Raw genomic sequence first — 17,772 nt, 5'->3', positions numbered from 1 at the left:
CCGGCCATCCTCGCGGCCGGTTCAGGTGGTCAGCCAGTGACGGAGGGCGGCGTGGACGAGCGTGATCTGGCCGACCGTGACGTGCTCGTCGCGCGTGTGCGCGAGCAGCGGGTCGCCGGGGCCGAAGTTCACCGCGGGGATGCCGAGCTCGGAGAACCGGGCGACGTCGGTCCAGCCGTACTTCGGGGCGGGCCGGCCGCCAGTCACGGACAGGACCGCGGCCGCGAACTGCTGGGCCGCCGGAGCGTCCAGGCCGGGTCGCGCGCCCGCGGCGGCGTCGGTGAGCACGACGTCGTAGCCCTCGAACACCTCGCGCACGTGGGCCTCGGCCTGGGCGACCGACGACGAGGGCGCGAACCGGTAGTTCACCGTCACCACGCAGGCGTCCGGGATAACGTTCGCGGCGGTCCCGCCGCCGATGAGCACGGCGTTGAGGCTCTCGCGGTACACGAGGCCGTCCACCTCGACGGACGCCGGCTCGTACGCCTCCAGCCGCCGCAGCACCTCGCCCGCGGCATGGATGGCGTTGCGACCCATCCACGCGCGAGCGGAGTGGGCGGCCACGCCGGTCAGCCGGACCTCGACCCGCAGCGTCCCGTTGCAGCCGCCCTCCAGCCCGCCGTTCGTCGGCTCGCCCAGCACCGCGAAGTCGCCGCGCACCCAGTCGGGATGGTGGCGCACCAGCCGACCGAGGCCGTTGAGGTCCGAGTCGACCTCCTCGTGGTCGTAGAACACCCACGTGACGTCGTGCGTCGGTGCCACGAGCTCGGCGGCCAGCGCCAGCTGGACGGCCACCCCGCCCTTCATGTCGACGGTCCCGCGCCCCCACAGCTCAGCCAGAGCGCCCTCTCCCACCAGCCGCGTCGGCAGGTTGTCGGCGATCGGCACCGTGTCCAGGTGCCCCGCGATCACGGCACGCGTGGGTCGGCCCAGGCTCGTGCGGGCGACGACCGCGTCACCGTCCCGCAGGACCTCGAGGTGCGCGTACCCGCGCAGCGCCGCCTCGACGGCGTCGGCGATCGTGCGCTCGTCGCCGCTGACGGACGGCATGTCGCAGATCGCCTGCGTGAGCGCGACGGGGTCGGTGGACAGGTCGAGGTTGACGGAGGTCTCGGGGGCCACGACGCGACCCTAGCCCCACCCGGTTGACCTAGGGTTGCTGCCATGACTTCACGGAAGGCCTGGGCAGACGGCCTGGCGACGGTGACCGACGACGGCACCACGCTCGACGTCTGGTACCCCGCACCTGCGCTCGGCGAGCCCGCGACGGGCGCCGAGACGCCCGCCGAGCTGATCGCGGCCGAGGGCAAGGACGACGCCCGCGCTGTACGCATCCAGGTGGTGCGCACCGTGGTCGACCTGGACGCACCCCCCGCCGACACGGCCGACGCCTACCTGCGCCTGCACCTGCTGTCGCACCGGCTCGTCGCACCGCACGCCCAGAACCTGGACGGCATCTTCGGGGTGCTGCCGAACGTCGTCTGGACCGACCGCGGCCCGTGCGCCGTCGAGGGGTTCGAGGCGACGCGCGGCCGGTTGCGCGCGACCACCGGCGTCCCGGTCACCGTGCTGGGCGTCGACAAGTTCCCCCGGATGGTGGACTACGTGGTCCCGTCCGGCGTGCGGATCGCCGACGCCGACCGGGTGCGCCTGGGCGCCCACCTCGCCTCCGGCACGACCGTCATGCACGAGGGGTTCGTCAACTTCAACGCCGGCACCCTCGGCACGTCGATGGTCGAGGGACGCATCTCGGCCGGCGTCGTCGTCGGCGACGGCTCCGACATCGGCGGCGGCGCCTCGATCATGGGCACGCTGTCCGGCGGCGGTCGCGAGGTCGTCTCGATCGGCAGCCGCACCCTGCTCGGCGCCAACGCGGGCGTCGGCATCCCGCTCGGCGACGACTGCGTCGTCGAGGCCGGCCTGTACGTCACGGCGGGGACCAAGGTCACTCTGCTTGCGCCGGCCTCCGGCTCGGCGCCGGCTGAGCCCACGGTGGTCAAGGCGCGCGAGCTCGCGGGCCGCGACAACATCCTGTTCCGTCGCAACTCGCTGACCGGCGGCGTCGAGGCGGTCGCGCGCGCGGGCTCGGGCGTCGAGCTGAACGCGTCGCTGCACGCCAACGCGTGAACGCTCGTCGTCGTCGTCGGCGCGCCCGGTCCGGCGGGCCCCGTCGGCGCGGTGGGTGTGCCGTCGTCGTGGCGCTGGGCGTGCTGGCGCTCGGGGTCGCGGGCGTGGTGTGGTTCCTCTCCCGGACCCACCCGGCCGCACCCGTCGCCGAGCGGTGCGTCGCCACCGTCGACGGCACGAGCTGGGCGCTGTCCCCGGCGCAGGCGGACAACGCCGCGCTGATCGCCGGGATCGCGGTCAGCCGCGAGCTGCCCGCGCGCGCCGTGACGATCGCGCTGGCGACCGCCCTGCAGGAGTCGAAGCTCATCAACGTCGAGCACGGCGACCGTGACTCGCTCGGCCTGTTCCAGCAGCGCCCGTCGCAGGGCTGGGGCACCGCCGAACAGGTGCAGGACCCCGTCTTCGCGACCGGCACCTTCTACGACCACCTGCTGAAGGTCCCCGGCTTCGAGACCATGGAGATCACCAAGGCCGCCCAAGCGGTCCAGCGGTCCGGCTTCCCCGACGCCTACGCCCAGCACGAGGGCACCGCGCGCGCGTGGGCCTCGTCGCTCACGGGCTTCTCGCCCGGCGCCCTGACCTGCACGCTGCACGACGCGGCACCCACCACCGCCGACGCCGTCGTCGCGCGCATCCAGCGCGACCTCGGCTCCGACGTGCCGGTCCAGGTCACCCCGACGGACGGCGGAGCCACCCTGACGTTCCCGACCGCGGCCGTCACGTCGGTCGAGGGTCAGCGCGACTGGGCGCTCGCGCAGTGGGCCGTCGCGGTCGCGCAGCCGCTCGGTCTGACGTCGGTGACCGTCGGCGACCAGACCTGGGACCGGTCCACCGGCACCTGGGCCACGTCGAGCGCCCCGGTCCCGGCCGGCACGGTCAGCCTGACGATCACGACGGTGTAGCGATACCGGTGGCCGGTACCGATGACTGTCCCGTCGGTGCCGACGCCCGGAGCGCGGACGGCGAGCGCGGGCGTCGCGGTCGCGTCAGCGGGTCTCGATGCCCGCGTAGTCGCGCTCGACGGCGCCCGTGTAGATCTGCCGGGGGCGGCCGATCTTCGTCTGCGGGTCGGTCATCATCTCGCGCCACTGGGCGATCCAGCCGGGCATCCGGCCGAGCGCGAACAGGGGCGTGAACATCTCCTCGGAGAAGCCCATCGCCTTGTAGATCAGGCCCGTGTAGAAGTCCACGTTGGGGTAGAGCTTGCGCGAGATGAAGTACTCGTCGGAGAGTGCGATCTCCTCGAGGCCCATCGCGAGGTCGAGCAGCTCGTCGTTGCCGCCGAGGGCGGACAGGACCGAGTCGGCGCTTTTCTTCACGATCGCGGCGCGCGGGTCGTAGTTCTTGTAGACGCGGTGCCCGAAGCCCATGAGGCGGACGCCGGGCTCCTTGTTCTTGACGCGCTTCATGAACTCCGTCGCGTCACCGCCGTTGGCCTGGATCTCGGTGAGCATCTTCAGCACGGCCTCGTTGGCGCCGCCGTGCAGCGGACCGGACAGCGCGTTGATGCCCGCCGCGACCGACGCGTACAGGTTGGCGTGGCTGGAGCCGACGATGCGGACCGTCGACGTCGAGCAGTTCTGCTCGTGGTCGGCGTGCAGGATGAGCAGCTGGTCCATCGCCGCGACGACCTTCGGGTCGGCCTCGTACGGCTGGTACGGCACTGCGAACGTCATGCGCAGGAAGTCCTCGACGTACCCGCGCGAGTAGTCGGGGTAGAGCAGCGGCTCACCCTTGGACGCCCGGTGCACGTAGGAGGTGATCGTGCGCGTCTTGGCCAGGATCAGCACGGTGGCCAGCTCGATGGTCTCCGGGTCGAACGGGTCCAGCGACTCCGGGTAGAACGCCGCGAGCGCGTTGAGCGCCGACGACATGACCGTCATCGGGTGCGCGTGCCGCGGGAACGTCCCCATGAACGTGCGGAAGTCCTCGTGCACCATCGTGTGCCGGTTCACGCGCTCGACGAACGCGTCGAGCTCGGCCGGCGTCGGCAGCTCGCCGTGGATCAGCAGATAGGCGACCTCGAGGAACGTCGACTTCTCGGCCAGCTGCTCGATGGGGTAGCCGCGGTAGCGCAGGATCCCCTCGTCGCCGTCGATGTAGGTGACCTTCGACTCGCAGGACGCGGTGTTCATGAACCCGGGGTCGACCGTGACCAGACCCGTGTCGCGCAGGAGCGAGGAGACGACGATGCCGTCGTTGCCCTCGGTCGCGGTCACGATCGGCAGGTCCTTGGACTTCCCGTCGACGATCAGCTGGACGGGTACGTGAACCAACCCAGTGGCAACGTCCGACATGGTGTTCCTCTCCTGCGGCGGCTCGGTGGCGGGATGTCCGCGAGTCCTTGCCGCCAGCTGATGGCCGCCGTTCGGCGTGCACGTTCCGGCCCCCGTTGGCCTTGATCGACGGTACCTGCGCAAGACGTTCCGTGACCAATCTTGGACGCGTCGTTGGGGCTGTGACGACGATCACAGGGTGTTGGGCGGGGTTGCGTCAGGCCCCGGCAAGGCGCGCGGCGGCTTCGGCGATGCGTTCGTCCGTCGCCGTCAACGCCGCCCGGACATGCCGCGGTGCGCCGTAGAACGCGCCCGGCGCCACCAGGATGCCCAGCGAGGCGAGGTCCGCCACGGTCGACCAGCTGTCCTGGTCACCACCCTCCGGGCGGACCCACAGGTACAGCCCGGCGTGGGAACCGTCGATCGTGTACCCGGCCTGCTCGAACGCGGCGCGCAGGGTGGTCCGGCGGCGTCGGTACCGCTCACGCTGGTCCGCGACGTGCGTGTCGTCGGCCAGCGCTGCGGTGGTCGCCGCCTGCACGGGTCCCGGCACGATCATGCCGGCGTGCTTGCGCACCTCGAGCAGCTCGCCGACGAGCGCCGGGTCCCCCGCGACGAACGCCGCGCGGTAGCCGGCGAGGTTGGACTGCTTGGACAGCGAGTACACCGCGAGCAGCCCGGTCAGGTCGCCACCGGTCACGCGTGGGTCCAGCACGCTCGGGATGCCCTGCGAGGCCCACGGCTCGGCCCAGGCCAGCTCGGCGTAGCACTCGTCGGAGGCGACGACGACCGGTCGCCCGTCGCGAGCCGCTGCGGCCCGCGCCGCGTCGACGATGCGGGCGAGCTCCTCGACGCCCAGGACCTCGCCCGTGGGGTTGCCCGGGGAGTTGAGCCACACCAGGCGGACGCCACCGTCGGCAAGCCGCGTCGCCGGGTCGTCCGTCGGCTCCGGCGTCGCGCCCGCGAGCCGCGCGCCGACGTCGTACGTCGGGTAGGCGGCCGACGGGTGCAGGACGACGTCGCCGGCGCCGAGGCCGAGCAACGACGGCAGGAACGCGACGAGCTCCTTGGAGCCGATGGTCGGCAGCACACCCGCCGGGTCGAGCCCGCGGACCCCGCGTCGCCGCGCGAACCAGTCGACGACGGCCTGCCGCAGCTCGGGCGTGCCGGCCGTCGTCGGATAGCCAGGCGAGTCCGCCGCGGCCGCGAGGGCCTCCCGGACGACCGACGGCGTCGGGTCGACGGGCGTGCCCACCGACAGGTCGACGATGCCGCCTCGGAACGCGGCGGCGCGTTCCTTGTGCGGCGTCAGGGTGTCCCAGGGGAAGTCCGGCAGCGCTCCGGTCAGCAGGCCCATCGAGCAGGCGTCACTCGCCGTGCACGCGCAGCGGCAGCGTCGCGATGATCGGGTGGTCCTTGTCGATCTCACCCATCTTCGCGGCACCACCGGGCGAGCCGAGGTCGTCGAAGAACTCGACGTTCGCCTTGTAGTACTCGGTCCACTGCTCGGGGACGTCGTCCTCGTAGTAGATGGCCTCGACGGGGCACACCGGCTCGCACGCGCCGCAGTCGACGCACTCGTCGGGGTGGATGTACAGCGACCGCTTGCCCTCGTAGATGCAGTCCACGGGACATTCCTCGATGCACGCCTTGTCCTTGACATCAACGCAAGGTTCGGCGATCACATACGTCACGGTCGGTCCTCCACAGTGGCCGGGGGTCGCTCCTAGTATCGCTCACATGACCGCCCCCGCGATCGCCTGTCCACGGAGCGTGCCGTGAGCGACGCCACGTGGCGCGCCTGGTCGCCGGGGGTGCGGGTGGTCGTCCGACGGCTTCGCGACGACGGGCCCGCGGCCGGCGAGCCGCGGCACACCGACGTCCTCGGGGAGGTGCTGGCGGTCGACGACGAGGGCGTCGTCGTCCGCACCCGCCGAGGCGACGTCCGGGTGCCTGCCGCGGACATCGTCCTGACGAAGCAGGTGCCGCCGCCACCCGCGCGACGGCACCCGGCGTCCGACTAGCCCGTCGGCGCGGTGGCCGGCGCAGGTCCGCAGATGATCTTGTTCTGCGGCTTGTACGTCCAGGAGTTCGACTCGGTCTTCTTCAGCTCGCCGTTCAGCGACGTCTTGCGCGTCACGGTGACCTTGAACCCGGGGTTGCCGGCCGAGGAGGCCTCGCACGTGGGCGACTGCGAGTAGACGGTCGTCGGCTGGACGACGTTGCTGCGCGGGCTGGTGATCGACTCCACGGACCAGTACTTGGTGCCCCACACCCGCACGTAGACCCGGTTGTTCGCCACCCAGGCCTGGACCAGGGCGCCGTACGGGGTGTTGTTCTTCCAGCGCATGTCGAGCGTGCCCGTGAAGATCGTCGCCTCGCGACCCTCCGGGTAGCGCGCGAACCACTCGCTGTGCGGCTTGTGCTCGATGTCCTCGAACCCGGCCAGGAACGCGGCGTTGTAGGTGGTGGTCGAGACCTGGCTCAGCCCGCCGCCCCACGCGTCCGTGTGCTCGCCGCTGACGATCGCGCCGGCCTCGACGAACCCGTGCGCCGCGTCGAGCGGCCCGAGCGCGTCGGTCAGGCTGAACGTCTCGCCCGGCTTGATGAGCGTGCCGCTGATCTTGCTGGCGCCGTTGGTGATGTTCACCGTGCGGCGCGGCTCGCTGGTCAGCGGCGTGTCGAACTCCGAGACGATCTCCTTGATCCCGAGCGCCTCGAGCGCGGCCGTCGACTGCGACGGGTCCGCCTGGCTCAGCTCGACGGTCGCGGAGCGGTTGTCGGAGACCGCCGCCGTCGAGACCGCCGTGGCGACCGCCTTGGGGTCGAGCGTCGTGCCCGGCGTGCCGGGGACGATCACGGGGGCGTCGTTCACGAACTCGAAGTGGGCGTCCGCGGACGGCTGCAGCAGCCCGGGCAGCTGCGCCACGACCGCCGCCGTGAGGCCGTCGCCGTTCACCTGCAGGACCAGGGCCCCGTCGGTCGGCACGTAGGCGCTGTTGGCGGCGAGGGTCTTCGCGTCGAGCGACGCCACCTGCCCGTCGACCGTCACCGAGACCGGCGCCGAGGTCACCTTGGTCGCTTCGGTGAGGGCCGCGTCCGTCTCGTCCTGCGTGATGGCGGGCGCCGCGGCCGTCGTCGGCAGCTGCAGGGGCCGGGGGGCGTCGAGCCAGCCGTCGGAGACGACCTTCGCCGACCCCACAGGGTCCAGGTCCCAGCCGTCCACGGCGGCGGTCGACTGCGCCGTCGCGTCGACGAAGACGATGGTGCCGTCGACGGGCAACAGCTGCAGCGCCGTGCCCAGGCCGTCGACCGACGCCGCGAGCTTCTTGGCGTCGACGGCCGTCACGGGCTGCTGCGCCCCGACTCCGACGATGTGGTCCCAGAGCTGCTTCGGGTGTCCGAGGTCGACGCCCGTCAGCCCGTCGACGGTGGCTTGCGCGTCGAACGTCAGGCCGGCCGCGACCGGGTCGAGCGTCGCCTGGGTGTCCTGCGCCACCACGGGGATCGGCTTGGTGGTCTGGTCCGCGAGCTCGGTGTCGAGCCGGGTCACCGCGGCCGCCGACTTGAGGCCGCCGATGTCGACCCCGGCGACGCTCGCCCCCCGCGGGACCGTGTCGGCCACCGCGTACGACGCGGCCACGTACCCGGCGCACAGGACCAGCAGGATGCCGCCGACGATCGCCAGCCGACGCGGCCAGCGACGACGGCGGTCCTCCGGCTCGAACACGTCGAAGGGCGACGGGGTGCGCTCGCTCGACGGCACCCGGCCGGCGTTGATCGTGCCGGAGGCCGCCGCGGCGGCGGCCGTGACGGGCGCGAACGCGCTCGCGGGTGCGGGTGCGGGTGCGGGGACCGGTGCGGGTGCGGGGACTGGTGCCGGTGTGGCGACCGGCGGGATCACCGCGGTCGGGGCCGCGGCTTCCGCGGGCGCACGCTTGGCTGCCGCCGCGGGCGTTCCAACCGGCACCGTCGTGTCCGCCGACGCGGCGTTGGCGACCGGCACACGCTGGACGACGGGCGCGACTGCCGCGGGCGCAACCGCGGCGGCCACCACCGGCGGGAGGACCTCGGTCCGGTCGTCGGCGGGCTCCGCCGCCTCGGCAGCACCCGGCTCAACGGAGTCATTCGACTCGTCGGCAACAACCGGCTCACCGGCATCACCGGGCTCGTCGGAAGCAGCCGCGTCAACGGAGGCGGCCGGCTCGCCCGCAGCAGCCACCTCATCGGAAGCAACCGGCCCCTCGGACGCAGCAGGGGGGTCGGAATCAACGGGCTCGTCGGCAGCAGCCGCCTCGTCGGCAGCGGTCGCCTCATCGGAAGCAACCGGCTCATCGGCGTCACCGGACTCGTCGGCAGCAGCCACCTCATCGGAGGCGGCCGGCTCGTCGGCATCAGGCGCCTCCTCGGAAGCAACCGGCTCGGCGGCAGCAGCCACGTCGCCCGAAGCGGCCAGCTCGCCGCCACCAGCCACCTCATCGGGCTCGACCGGCTCGGCGGCAGCAGCCGCGTCGTCGGAAGCGGCCGGCTCATCGGAAGCAACCGGCTCGTCGGCGGCGGCCGGCTCATCGGAAGCAACGGGCTCGGCGGAGCCCGACGTCTCGGCGGACACCACAGGGTCGTCGGAGTCGTCGGGCTCGGCCGCCGCCGGCTCGTCGGGCGTCTCCGGCTCGGCGGCCGAGTCGTCCGGTGCGAGCGCGGCGGGTGCCTCGTCGACACCCTGGTCGGCGTCGAGCGCCGGGTCCTCGGCGGCCGTCGTCGGGGCCCCGCCCCAGACGGGCCAGACCGGGTCCGCGACCACGCCGGCGCCCGACGTGGGGCCTCCGCCACCTGCTCGTCCGGACCCGTCCTGCTCGGTGCCGTTGCTCATACCGCTCCCCTGCTGCTCCTCGCGCACACAACGCGCCCGCGCGATTCTACGTGGCGGAGCGGGCTGTCCCGACGACCAGATCGCGCGCCGGGCCGTGATTCACAGCATGTCGACGCCCGGACGACAAAGGGATCCGGACCAATCGGACACCGTCAGCGGACGGGCCGGACACGACCGCGCAGGTGCACCAGTCCCCCGGCGCCCGGTTCACCCTGCTCGGCGGCCAGCACCTCGCCGACGACCACGTCATGGTCTCCGGCGCGGTGGATCGCCGACGTCCGGCAGTCGAACCAGGCCGCCGCGCCGTCCACCCACACACCACCGGACAGCGGCGACGCGCGGTGCGGGACCCGCGCGAGCTGGTCGAACGCGGGTCGCCCGGGTGAGGCCAGCCAGTCGGCGGTGTGCGCCTGGTCGTCGGCGAGGATGCTCACGGCCCACGTGTCGACGTCGTCCAGGGCGTCGCGGAACCGTGCGTCGACGTGCACGCAGAACAACAGCATCGGCGGCTCGAGCGACACGGACGCGACCGCGCTGGCGGTCATGGCGTGCACCGTGTCACGCCAGCGCAGGGTGACCACCGCGACCCCGGCCGGCAGCCGGCCGATGGCCGACCGGAAGTCGTCGGCGGACAGGTCGGGGCTCACAGCGGGACGTCCGGCTCCCCCGCGACGTCGGCCGTGGGAACGGGCGTGCCGGGCCGCGGGGGCAACGGTTCGGCCGAGAACCAGCCGCGCGGCAGGAGCATCGCGACCACCGCGAGCACGATCGAGCCGCCGATCCACACGAGCCCGATCGTCTGGCCGGACGGCAGCAGGACGTCGCCGCCCGGACCCTTCTGCGACAGGACGAGCTCGGTCGCACCCAGAGCCACGACGAAGCCGATCCACGCGACAAGGCCGCCGAACGCACGGACCGTGGTGGCGGCCGCCAGCACGAGCGCCAGGCTCAGGACGAGTCCCCACGGCTGCAGGCTGCGGTGCATGATCGTGCCGATCGCGCCGACGACGAAGCCGGCGACGACGGTCAGGACGGTCTTGCCCAGCAGGACCACGGGAGTGCGCACGCGGTCAGGTTATCCGGCGGACGCCGGGCGGCCACGCACCGTCGAGGTCACCGACCACCCGGTACGTCTCGACCGGCAGGAGCGGCGCGAGCACCTCGTTGCTCAGCGCGTAGCACCCCACCAGCGCCACCTCGTCGTCGACCGACCGTACGGCCTGCACCTGCGTGCCGTGCGCGCGCAGCGCGGCCAGCACGCGATCGCGCACCGGCAGGACGTCGACCGCCAGGTTCACCTTGTCGTCCGGCACCGCGACCGACGGCAGCGGACCGCCGGCGTCGGGGCGACGCAGTGGACCGTCGAGGACGACGTCGGCGAGGGCCGCATACCCGGCGCGCAGGGCGTGCTCGCCCTGGACCGCCATCAGCAGCAACGGCGCCGGGTCCACCAGCTCGAGCGCCCGCCGGGTCACCTCGTGCGCCCGGACGTGGTCCGGATGGCCGTAGCCGCCGCCCGGTTCATAGGTGACGACGACCGACGGGCGCCGCTCGCGCAGGACGTGGGCCAGCCGCTCGGCGGCGTCCTGCGGGTGCACGCCGACGAAGGCGTGGGGCGGGACCTCGTCGGCGAGTGCGGCCTGCCCGGTGCCCACCCACGCCATGCCCGAGTCCTCGAACCGGTCCTCGGACACGCCGGGTACCTCATCGAGGAACACGTGGTCGCGCACACCCAGCGCGGCCAGCGCGTCCGCGAGCTACCCGTGCGGTGCGCGGCCAGGGCCGAGCCATCGCCCTCGAGGTGCGCGAGCGCCTCTCCGATGACCTCGCCGCGCTCCCCTCGGGTGCACGTGACCACCGTCGTCGGCAGACCGGCGCGCGCCCAGGTTGCCAGCAGCGCGCCGGTGCTCAGCGACTCGTCGTCGGGGTGCGCGTGCACCGCGACGAGGCCGCCGAGCGACATGACGTCAGGCGCGCTTGGAGCGGGCCGTGATGCGCGCGCGCTCGGTCTGGTCGAGCACGACCTTGCGGATGCGCACGACCGTCGGCGTCACCTCGACGCACTCGTCCTCGCGGGCGAACTCGAGCGACTCCTCGAGCGTGAGGTTGCGCGGCGGGATGAGGTTCTCGAAGTTGTCCGCGGTGGCCGACCGCATGTTGGTCAGCTTCTTTTCCTTCGTGATGTTGACGTCCATGTCCTCGTTGCGCGAGTTCTCGCCGACGATCTGGCCCTCGTAGACCTCCTGCGTCGGCTGGACGAAGAAGGAGCCACGCTCCTGCAGGTTGATCATGGCGAACGGCGTGACGGGACCGGAGCGGTCAGCGACGAGCGAGCCGTTGATGCGGGTCTCGATCGGGCCGGCCCACGGCTCGTAGCCCTCGGCGATCGACGACGCGATGCCGGTGCCGCGCGTGTCCGTGAGGAAGCGCGTGCGGAAGCCGATGAGGCCGCGCGCGGGCACCAGGAACTCCATGCGGACCCAGCCGGTGCCGTGGTTCGACATGGTCTCCATGCGACCCTTGCGCTGCGCGAGCAGCTGGGTCACCGCGCCCAGGTACTCCTCGGGGACGTCGATGGTCATGCGCTCGACTGGCTCGTGCGTCTTGCCGTCGACCTTCTTGGTGACCACCTGCGGCTTGCCGACGGTGAAGCTCGAAGCCCTCGCGACGCATCTGCTCGACCAGGATGGCGAGCGCGAGCTCGCCGCGGCCCTGGACCTCCCACGCGTCGGGACGCTCGGTGGGCAGGACGCGGAGCGAGACGTTGCCGACGAGCTCCTTGTCGAGGCGGTCCTTGACCTGGCGGGCGGTGACCTTGTGGCCCTTGCCGCCGCGGCCGGCCAGCGGGGACGTGTTGATCCCGATGGTCATCGAGATCGCCGGGTCGTCGACGGTGATCATCGGCAGCGGGCGCGGGTCGTCCGGGTCGGTCAGCGTCTCGCCGATGGTGATGTTCTCGATTCCGGCGACGGCGACGATGTCACCGGGGCCCGCGGAGTCGGTGCTGACGCGCTCGAGAGCCTTGGTCTCGAGCAGCTCGGTGATCTTGACGTTCTGCAGCGTGCCGTCGGCCTTCGCCCACGCGACGGTCTGACCCTTGCGGATCGTGCCGTTGAAGACGCGGAGCAGGGCGAGGCGGCCGAGGAACGGCGACGCGTCGAGGTTGGTGACATGCGCCTGCAGCGGCGCGCCCTCCGTGTAGGTGGGCGCGGGGATCCGCTCGAGGATCGTCTTGAACAGCGGCTCGAGGTTCGGGGAGTCCGGCAGGCCGCCGTCCTCGGGCTGGTTCATCGACGCGCGGCCGGCCTTGGCCGCGGCGAACACGACGGGCACGTCGAGGATCGCGTCCAGGTCCAGGTCCGGCACGTCCTCGTGCAGGTCGGAGGCGAGGCCGAGCAGCAGGTCCGTGGCCTCGTGCACGACGTCGGTGATGCGCGCGTCGGGCCGGTCCGTCTTGTTCACGACGAGGATCACGGGCAGCTTGGCGACGAGCGCCTTGCGGAGCACGAACCGCGTCTGGGGCAGCGGGCCCTCGGACGCGTCGACCAGCAGCACGACGCCGTCGACCATGGACAGGCCGCGCTCGACCTCACCGCCGAAGTCGGCGTGGCCCGGGGTGTCGATGACGTTGATCGTGATGCCGTCGGGTTGGCCGACCTCTGCCGCCGCGGGACCCGTGTACCGGATCGCCGTGTTCTTGGCGAGGATCGTGATGCCCTTCTCGCGCTCCAGGTCGCCGGAGTCCATCGCGCGCTCGTCCACGTGAGCGTGGGAGCCGAACGAGCCGGACTGCCACAGCATGGCGTCGACGAGCGTGGTCTTGCCGTGGTCGACGTGCGCGACGATCGCGACGTTGCGCAGGTCGGCGCGCACGCTCGTGCCAGTCGGCGCAGACGTGGGCTCAGACATGGGGGAACTCATCTCAGAAGGTGGGGAGCGCGCCGGGTCGTCGGCTGCGCCGGTCAATCCTACCCGTCCGTACGGGCGTACGGGGGCAGAGGTGACCAGACCCACTTACTTGCGCGCCCAGGCCCACCACGACGTCAGGTCGGCACGGCCGAGGGCCAGCGGCTGCACGTCGGGCAGCTTCGTGCCGTCGGGCAGCGCTCGCTGGGCGACGACGATCGGCTGCTGGGCGATCGAGACCACGGCACCGCCGGTGACCAGGCTCGTCGCGACGGGCTCCAGCGCCTTCGGCACCGCCGTCGGATCGAGCGCGGTCGCCTCGGGCGCCAGCGCGGCGTCGGTGGCCGGGTCGGCCCAGCCGGTCAGGTTGGCGATGCCCTTCGACTGCCACCGCGTGACCACCGAGTCGACGGGCAGGTCGGCCTGCTGGACGGGCACGAGCGCGACGTCCCAGGCGGCGGGGGCACCCCGCAGGTCCGCCGCCCACGCCTGCACCGGGGTGTACGGCCGTACCTCGAAACCCGCCTTCGCGGCCGAGTCGGTGATCTTCTTGAGCATCGCCGTGCGCAGCGGGTCCGTCGTGTTGGTGAGCACCCGGACCACGACCGGTCCGGTCACCTTCGCCGTCGCCAGGTCGGCCTTCGCCTGGTCGGTGTCGGCCGCGGCATCGGGTGCTGCCGCTCCCCCGGCGTCCGGTCCCACCTGCGGCAGGACGCCCGTCGCCACGGTCCCCTCCGGCCACAGCGGCTTGACCAGCTGATCGACGATCTCGTCGCGCGGGACGGTGCGCAGGAACGCGGTGCGGACCGCGGCGGCCGTCGCGGCGTCGCCGGCGTACGTCGCCTGGTCGAAGACGCCGCCGCCGGCCACCTGCAGCTGAAGCTGAAGGGTGCTGTCGCCGCCCGTGCGGACCGTGGCGGCGTCCACCTTGCCCAGCGCGTCCAGCACGTCCGCGGTGTCCGCGGGGGCGACCACATCGGTCGAGCCCGCCGACAGCGCGGTCACCTCGTCGAGCGGGCTGATGTCGGTGCGCACGACGATCCGGTCGAACGTGGCCGGGCGGTCGCCCTTGTACCGGGTGTTGCGCACCAGCTCGACGCGCTGGTCGGGAACGATCCGGTCGATCGAGTACGGGCCGTCGGTGACGGCCATGCCGGGGTGCTGGGCAAGGTCGTCGGCGTCGAACTGCGTGCGCCAGGTGGCCGAGATCGAGCTCAGCGCCTTCTTGTCCTGCCGGGTGATCGCGGTGGTGACGGCGGTCGCGGCTACGGCCGGGTCCTCATCGCCCAGCGCCGTCTGGCCGACCACGTGTGCCGGGACGTTGACGTCGAGGGCGACCTGCCAGTCGGGCACGGGGGTCACGTAGGTGACGGTGACCGTCGCGCCGGACACGACCGGCTCCTGCTCGGCGTAGACCAGCGCCGGCGACGCGGCGGCGAAGGCCACCCCGGCCGCGAGCGCGTCGTCGTTGGTCACCTCACCGGAGGCGTCGAGGCCGGGGGTGACGTCGTCGAGCTGGCCGCTGCGCGCCGCCCACTCGAGGATCAGGTCGTCCGGCGTGACGGGCACGCCGTCGGACCAGGTGGCGTCCTTCGCGATCGTGTACTTCACCGTGAGCGGGGCGTCCGACACCTTCTCGACCGTGCCGAACGACGGGTCGAGCACCGCCGCGCCGTTCTCGTCGAGACTCGCGAACCCCGACTGGACGAGGCCGCGCACCAGCGTGCTGCCCGGCGCACGGCCCTGGGCGGTCCCCGCGTTCAACGAGGTGAAGGGCGATGCGACGGCGACCACGACGGTCCCCGAGCGCGTGGGCGGTGAGGGGTGCGCCGTGCAGGCCCCGAGCGCGGTGGCAGCCGCCGCAGCCACGACCGCCGCGACCGTCAGACGTGACCCACTGCGCACCGCTTGCCTCCCGCGAGCTCGGACGGGCACCGGCTGCCCTCACGAGGTATCGGTCCCCGTCCGCCGAACATCAACCATGCCGTACGAATCGGTGCAAACTCACAGGAGTCCGCGGGACGCGCCGTCAGGGTCGGGTCACGGCCGGCCGTCGCTCAGAAGCCGCGACCGGTCGTGTGCCCGCCAGGGCCCTGGTCGACGATGTCGTGCGCGTCGAGATCGGCCGTCTCGGAGGCCTCCGTGAGCCCGGCGGCCCGCTCGATCTCCGCCCGCTCGATCTCGTCGCGCTGCGCCTCGAGCAGGGCGTCGCGGGTCAGCCGGCGCTCCTGCTGGGCCACCGGGTCGGGCACGGGCACGGCCGCGAGGAGCCGCTGCGTGTACGGGTCCTTCGGGTGGTTGACCACCTGCGCGGTCTCACCGATCTCCACCAGCCTGCCGTCGTGCATGACGGCGATCCGGTCGGACAGCATCTCCACGACGGCCAGGTCGTGGCTGATGAACAGGCAGGCGAACCCGTGCTCGCGCTGCAGGTCCTGGAAGAGCTCGAGCACCGTGGCCTGCACCGAGACGTCGAGCGCGGACGTCGGCTCGTCCGCCACCAGCAGCTGCGGCTCCAGCGCGAGCGAGCGGGCGATGCCGACGCGCTGTCGCTGACCGCCGCTGCAGCTCGTGCGGGTAGCGGTTGCGCATCGCGCGCGGCAGCTGCACCTGGTCCAGCAGGTGCTCGACGGCCGCGGACATCTCCTTGCCCTTGACGCCACGGTGCAGGAACAACGGCTCGCCGATCGACTCGCCGATGGGCAGCCGCGGGTTGAGCGCTTGCCCGGGTCCTGGAAGACGATCCCGACCTTGCTGCGCAGCGGCTTGAGGTCGTTGGCCGTGGCACCGACCATGTTCTGGCCGACGATCTTCAGCTTCGCCCGACGTCACGGGCAGCAGCCCGACCACCGCGCGACCGATCGTCGTCTTCCCGGACCCGGACTCGCCGACCAGGCCGATGACCTCGCCCTGCCGCAGCGACAGGCTGACCCCGTCCACGGCACGGAAGGCCGGCTGACGGCGACGGCCCGGGTACTCGATGACCATGTCGACGGCCTCGAGGACGACGTCGCGCGTCGGACCGGCGTCCGGCTCCGCCGAGCGGTCCACGGCTGTCGTGTCGGACGTCTCGGCGGCGAGCGCGTCCGCGCTGCGTCCGAGGTGCGGCACGGCGTCGAGCAGCTTGATCGTGTACGGGTGCGTGGGCGCCGTGAAGATGCCGAGCGCGGCGCCCTCCTCCACGACGCGGCCGTCCTTCATCACGATGATCTTGTCGGCCAGGTCGGCGACGACACCCATGTCGTGGGTGATGAGCACGATGCCCGAGTCGATGCGCGTGCGCAGGTCGCGCATGAGCTTGAGGATCTCGGCCTGCACGGTGACGTCCAGGGCGGTCGTCGGCTCGTCGGCGATCAGGAGCTTGGGGTCGCAGGCCAGCGCCTGGGCGATCATCGCGCGCTGCCGCTGCCCGCCGGACAGCTGGTGCGGGTACGCGTCGATGCGCCGGGTCGGGTCCGGGATCTCCACGAGCCGCAGCAGCTCGAGCGCGCGCTCGCGCGCCTCCTTCGGACCGATGTCGAAGTGCGTGCGCAGGGTCTCGATGATCTGGAACCCGACGGTGTACACCGGGTTCAGGGCCGTCATCGGCTCCTGGAAGATGACCGCGATCTCCTTGCCGCGGACCTGCCGGAGCTTTGCGGCGACATGCCGAGGAGCTCCCCGGTCGCCCAGCTTGGCGCTGCCGTTGGCGCGGCCGTTGGGCGGCAGGAGCCCGATGAGGGACATCGACGACTGCGTCTTGCCCGAGCCGGACTCGCCGACGATGGCGAGCACCTCGCCGGGGAACACGTCGTAGCTCACGCCGGTCGCCGCGGGGTACCACTGACCGTCGACGTAGAAGTCCACGCCCAGGTCGCGCACGGACAGCACGGGCGTCCGCGCGGGTGCGCCGGGCGCCGGGGCCGCGTCAGAGATGTCGATTGCCACGGGTGGGTTCCTTACTGGCCGAGGACGGGGCGCCGGGTGGACGGGATCGCCGTCGACGGGCACCGGTCTGGGAGCATGGGCAGATGGGTGGCACGCAGGAGTTCACATCGACCTACGGGCGCTGGCTCACCGGCGCCGCCGCGGTCACCGCGGTGATCGCCCTGGTCAGCGTCGCGATCGGGGACGGTCTCGGCGAGAGCCTGCGGCTGATTCCGCTGTTCGCGCTCGTCGTGCTGCTGGTGTGGGCGCTGTTCTGGAACCCGGCCGTCGAGGTGTCCGACGGCGAGATCGTGGTCCGCAACGTCCTCGCGACCGTCCGCGTCCCGTGGCCCGCCTACCGCGGCTTCACGGTGAAGTACTCCCTCGTCGTGCACACCACCGGGGCGGACGTGACCGCGTGGGCGGCACCCCGGTCCAGCGGCACCGCGCAGCGGATGCGCCGCCGCCGACCGGACCCGGGACCGCTGGGCCCGGGCCGGCACAACGCGAACGCCGATCGCATCGCGGACGCCATCGTCGAGCGTCAGACGGCCCTCAAGGACGCCGGCTACCTCAAGGACGCCGAGGCCGCCGTGGCGGCCGGCATCGGCCCGCAGCGCCGCTGGCACTGGCTGACCATCGCGTGCGTCGTGGTGCTGACGGCCGCGTCGATCGCCCTGTTCTGAC

The 17,772-nt window shown here is 72.5% G+C and carries 14 protein-coding genes and 4 pseudogenes; 4 read left to right on the top strand and 14 right to left on the bottom strand.

Going from position 1 to position 17,772, the window contains the following annotated elements; genetic code table 11:
• Positions 1–21 precede the first annotated feature (21 nt).
• Positions 22–1,122: a succinyl-diaminopimelate desuccinylase gene (dapE, locus tag AC38ZX_RS04140; RefSeq protein ID WP_491296434.1), complete on the bottom strand. Its 1,101-nt coding sequence runs from the start codon at positions 1,120–1,122 to the stop codon at positions 22–24.
• A gap of 42 nt (positions 1,123–1,164) precedes the next feature.
• Here dapE and dapD point away from each other — a divergent pair, with 42 nt between their 5' ends.
• Both dapD and AC38ZX_RS04130 read left to right on the top strand, forming a co-directional pair.
• Complete coding sequence (gene dapD, locus AC38ZX_RS04135) at positions 1,165–2,127, top strand: 2,3,4,5-tetrahydropyridine-2,6-dicarboxylate N-succinyltransferase (RefSeq protein ID WP_426594594.1); 963 nt, start codon at positions 1,165–1,167, stop codon at positions 2,125–2,127.
• Positions 2,124–3,029, top strand: coding sequence for a hypothetical protein (locus tag AC38ZX_RS04130; protein ID WP_491296433.1), 906 nt, complete (start codon positions 2,124–2,126; stop codon positions 3,027–3,029). The genes dapD and AC38ZX_RS04130 overlap by 4 nt, the downstream gene beginning before the upstream one ends.
• An 84-nt stretch (positions 3,030–3,113) precedes the next feature.
• Here the strand turns inward: AC38ZX_RS04130 and AC38ZX_RS04125 are convergent, their stop codons facing one another.
• The 3 genes from AC38ZX_RS04125 to fdxA all read right to left on the bottom strand — a co-directional run bounded on the left by AC38ZX_RS04125 (position 3,114) and on the right by fdxA (position 6,097).
• On the bottom strand, positions 3,114–4,424 hold the full coding sequence (locus AC38ZX_RS04125) for a citrate synthase (RefSeq protein WP_426594592.1): 1,311 nt from the start codon (positions 4,422–4,424) through the stop codon (positions 3,114–3,116).
• 196 nt (positions 4,425–4,620) lie between these two features.
• Positions 4,621–5,760, bottom strand: coding sequence for a succinyldiaminopimelate transaminase (gene dapC, locus AC38ZX_RS04120; protein ID WP_491296432.1), 1,140 nt, complete (start codon positions 5,758–5,760; stop codon positions 4,621–4,623).
• A gap of 10 nt (positions 5,761–5,770) precedes the next feature.
• On the bottom strand, positions 5,771–6,097 hold the full coding sequence (gene fdxA, locus AC38ZX_RS04115) for a ferredoxin (RefSeq protein ID WP_426594590.1): 327 nt from the start codon (positions 6,095–6,097) through the stop codon (positions 5,771–5,773).
• Between the two features lie 84 nt (positions 6,098–6,181).
• On the opposite strand from fdxA, the gene AC38ZX_RS04110 reads away from it, so the two are divergent.
• Positions 6,182–6,427 (top strand): putative acetyltransferase, encoded by a 246-nt coding sequence (locus AC38ZX_RS04110; RefSeq protein WP_426594589.1) that lies wholly within the window; start codon positions 6,182–6,184, stop codon positions 6,425–6,427.
• On the opposite strand, the gene AC38ZX_RS04105 is transcribed toward AC38ZX_RS04110, so the two are convergent.
• From AC38ZX_RS04105 to AC38ZX_RS04060, 10 genes and pseudogenes are all read right to left on the bottom strand, one after another.
• Entirely contained in the window at positions 6,424–9,273 is a 2,850-nt protein-coding gene (locus AC38ZX_RS04105; RefSeq protein WP_491296430.1) for a VanW family protein, read from the bottom strand. The two genes, AC38ZX_RS04110 and AC38ZX_RS04105, sit on opposite strands and share 4 nt — an antisense overlap.
• A 152-nt stretch (positions 9,274–9,425) precedes the next feature.
• Positions 9,426–9,920, bottom strand: coding sequence for a flavin reductase family protein (locus tag AC38ZX_RS04100; protein WP_491296429.1), 495 nt, complete (start codon positions 9,918–9,920; stop codon positions 9,426–9,428).
• Positions 9,917–10,339, bottom strand: coding sequence for a hypothetical protein (locus AC38ZX_RS04095; protein WP_426594586.1), 423 nt, complete (start codon positions 10,337–10,339; stop codon positions 9,917–9,919). The genes AC38ZX_RS04100 and AC38ZX_RS04095 overlap by 4 nt, the downstream gene beginning before the upstream one ends.
• 4 nt (positions 10,340–10,343) lie before the next feature.
• On the bottom strand, positions 10,344–10,967 hold the full coding sequence (locus AC38ZX_RS04090) for a PIG-L family deacetylase (protein WP_491296428.1): 624 nt from the start codon (positions 10,965–10,967) through the stop codon (positions 10,344–10,346).
• 167 nt (positions 10,968–11,134) lie between these two features.
• Positions 11,135–11,236 (bottom strand): annotated as a pseudogene (locus AC38ZX_RS04085) (hypothetical protein); the annotation flags it as partial.
• Between the two features lie 4 nt (positions 11,237–11,240).
• Positions 11,241–13,182: pseudogene (typA, locus tag AC38ZX_RS04080) on the bottom strand (translational GTPase TypA).
• 105 nt (positions 13,183–13,287) lie between these two features.
• Complete coding sequence (locus tag AC38ZX_RS04075; protein WP_491296427.1) at positions 13,288–15,048, bottom strand: ABC transporter substrate-binding protein; 1,761 nt, start codon at positions 15,046–15,048, stop codon at positions 13,288–13,290.
• 188 nt (positions 15,049–15,236) lie between these two features.
• A complete protein-coding gene (locus AC38ZX_RS04070; RefSeq protein ID WP_491297292.1) occupies positions 15,237–15,509 on the bottom strand; it encodes an ABC transporter ATP-binding protein in 273 nt (90 codons plus the stop codon).
• Between the two features lie 210 nt (positions 15,510–15,719).
• Positions 15,720–15,974: pseudogene (locus AC38ZX_RS04065) on the bottom strand (hypothetical protein); the annotation flags it as partial.
• A gap of 54 nt (positions 15,975–16,028) precedes the next feature.
• Positions 16,029–16,953: pseudogene (locus tag AC38ZX_RS04060) on the bottom strand (ATP-binding cassette domain-containing protein); the annotation flags it as partial.
• 236 nt (positions 16,954–17,189) lie between these two features.
• On the opposite strand from AC38ZX_RS04060, the gene AC38ZX_RS04055 reads away from it, so the two are divergent.
• Positions 17,190–17,771: a hypothetical protein gene (locus AC38ZX_RS04055; RefSeq protein WP_491296426.1), complete on the top strand. Its 582-nt coding sequence runs from the start codon at positions 17,190–17,192 to the stop codon at positions 17,769–17,771.
• Position 17,772 lies beyond the last annotated feature (1 nt).

The sequence above is a fragment of the Cellulomonas sp. McL0606 genome (assembly GCF_058248365.1).
Note: the sequence above shows the minus strand (reverse complement) of the source record. Positions and strands in the feature narration are given on the sequence as shown.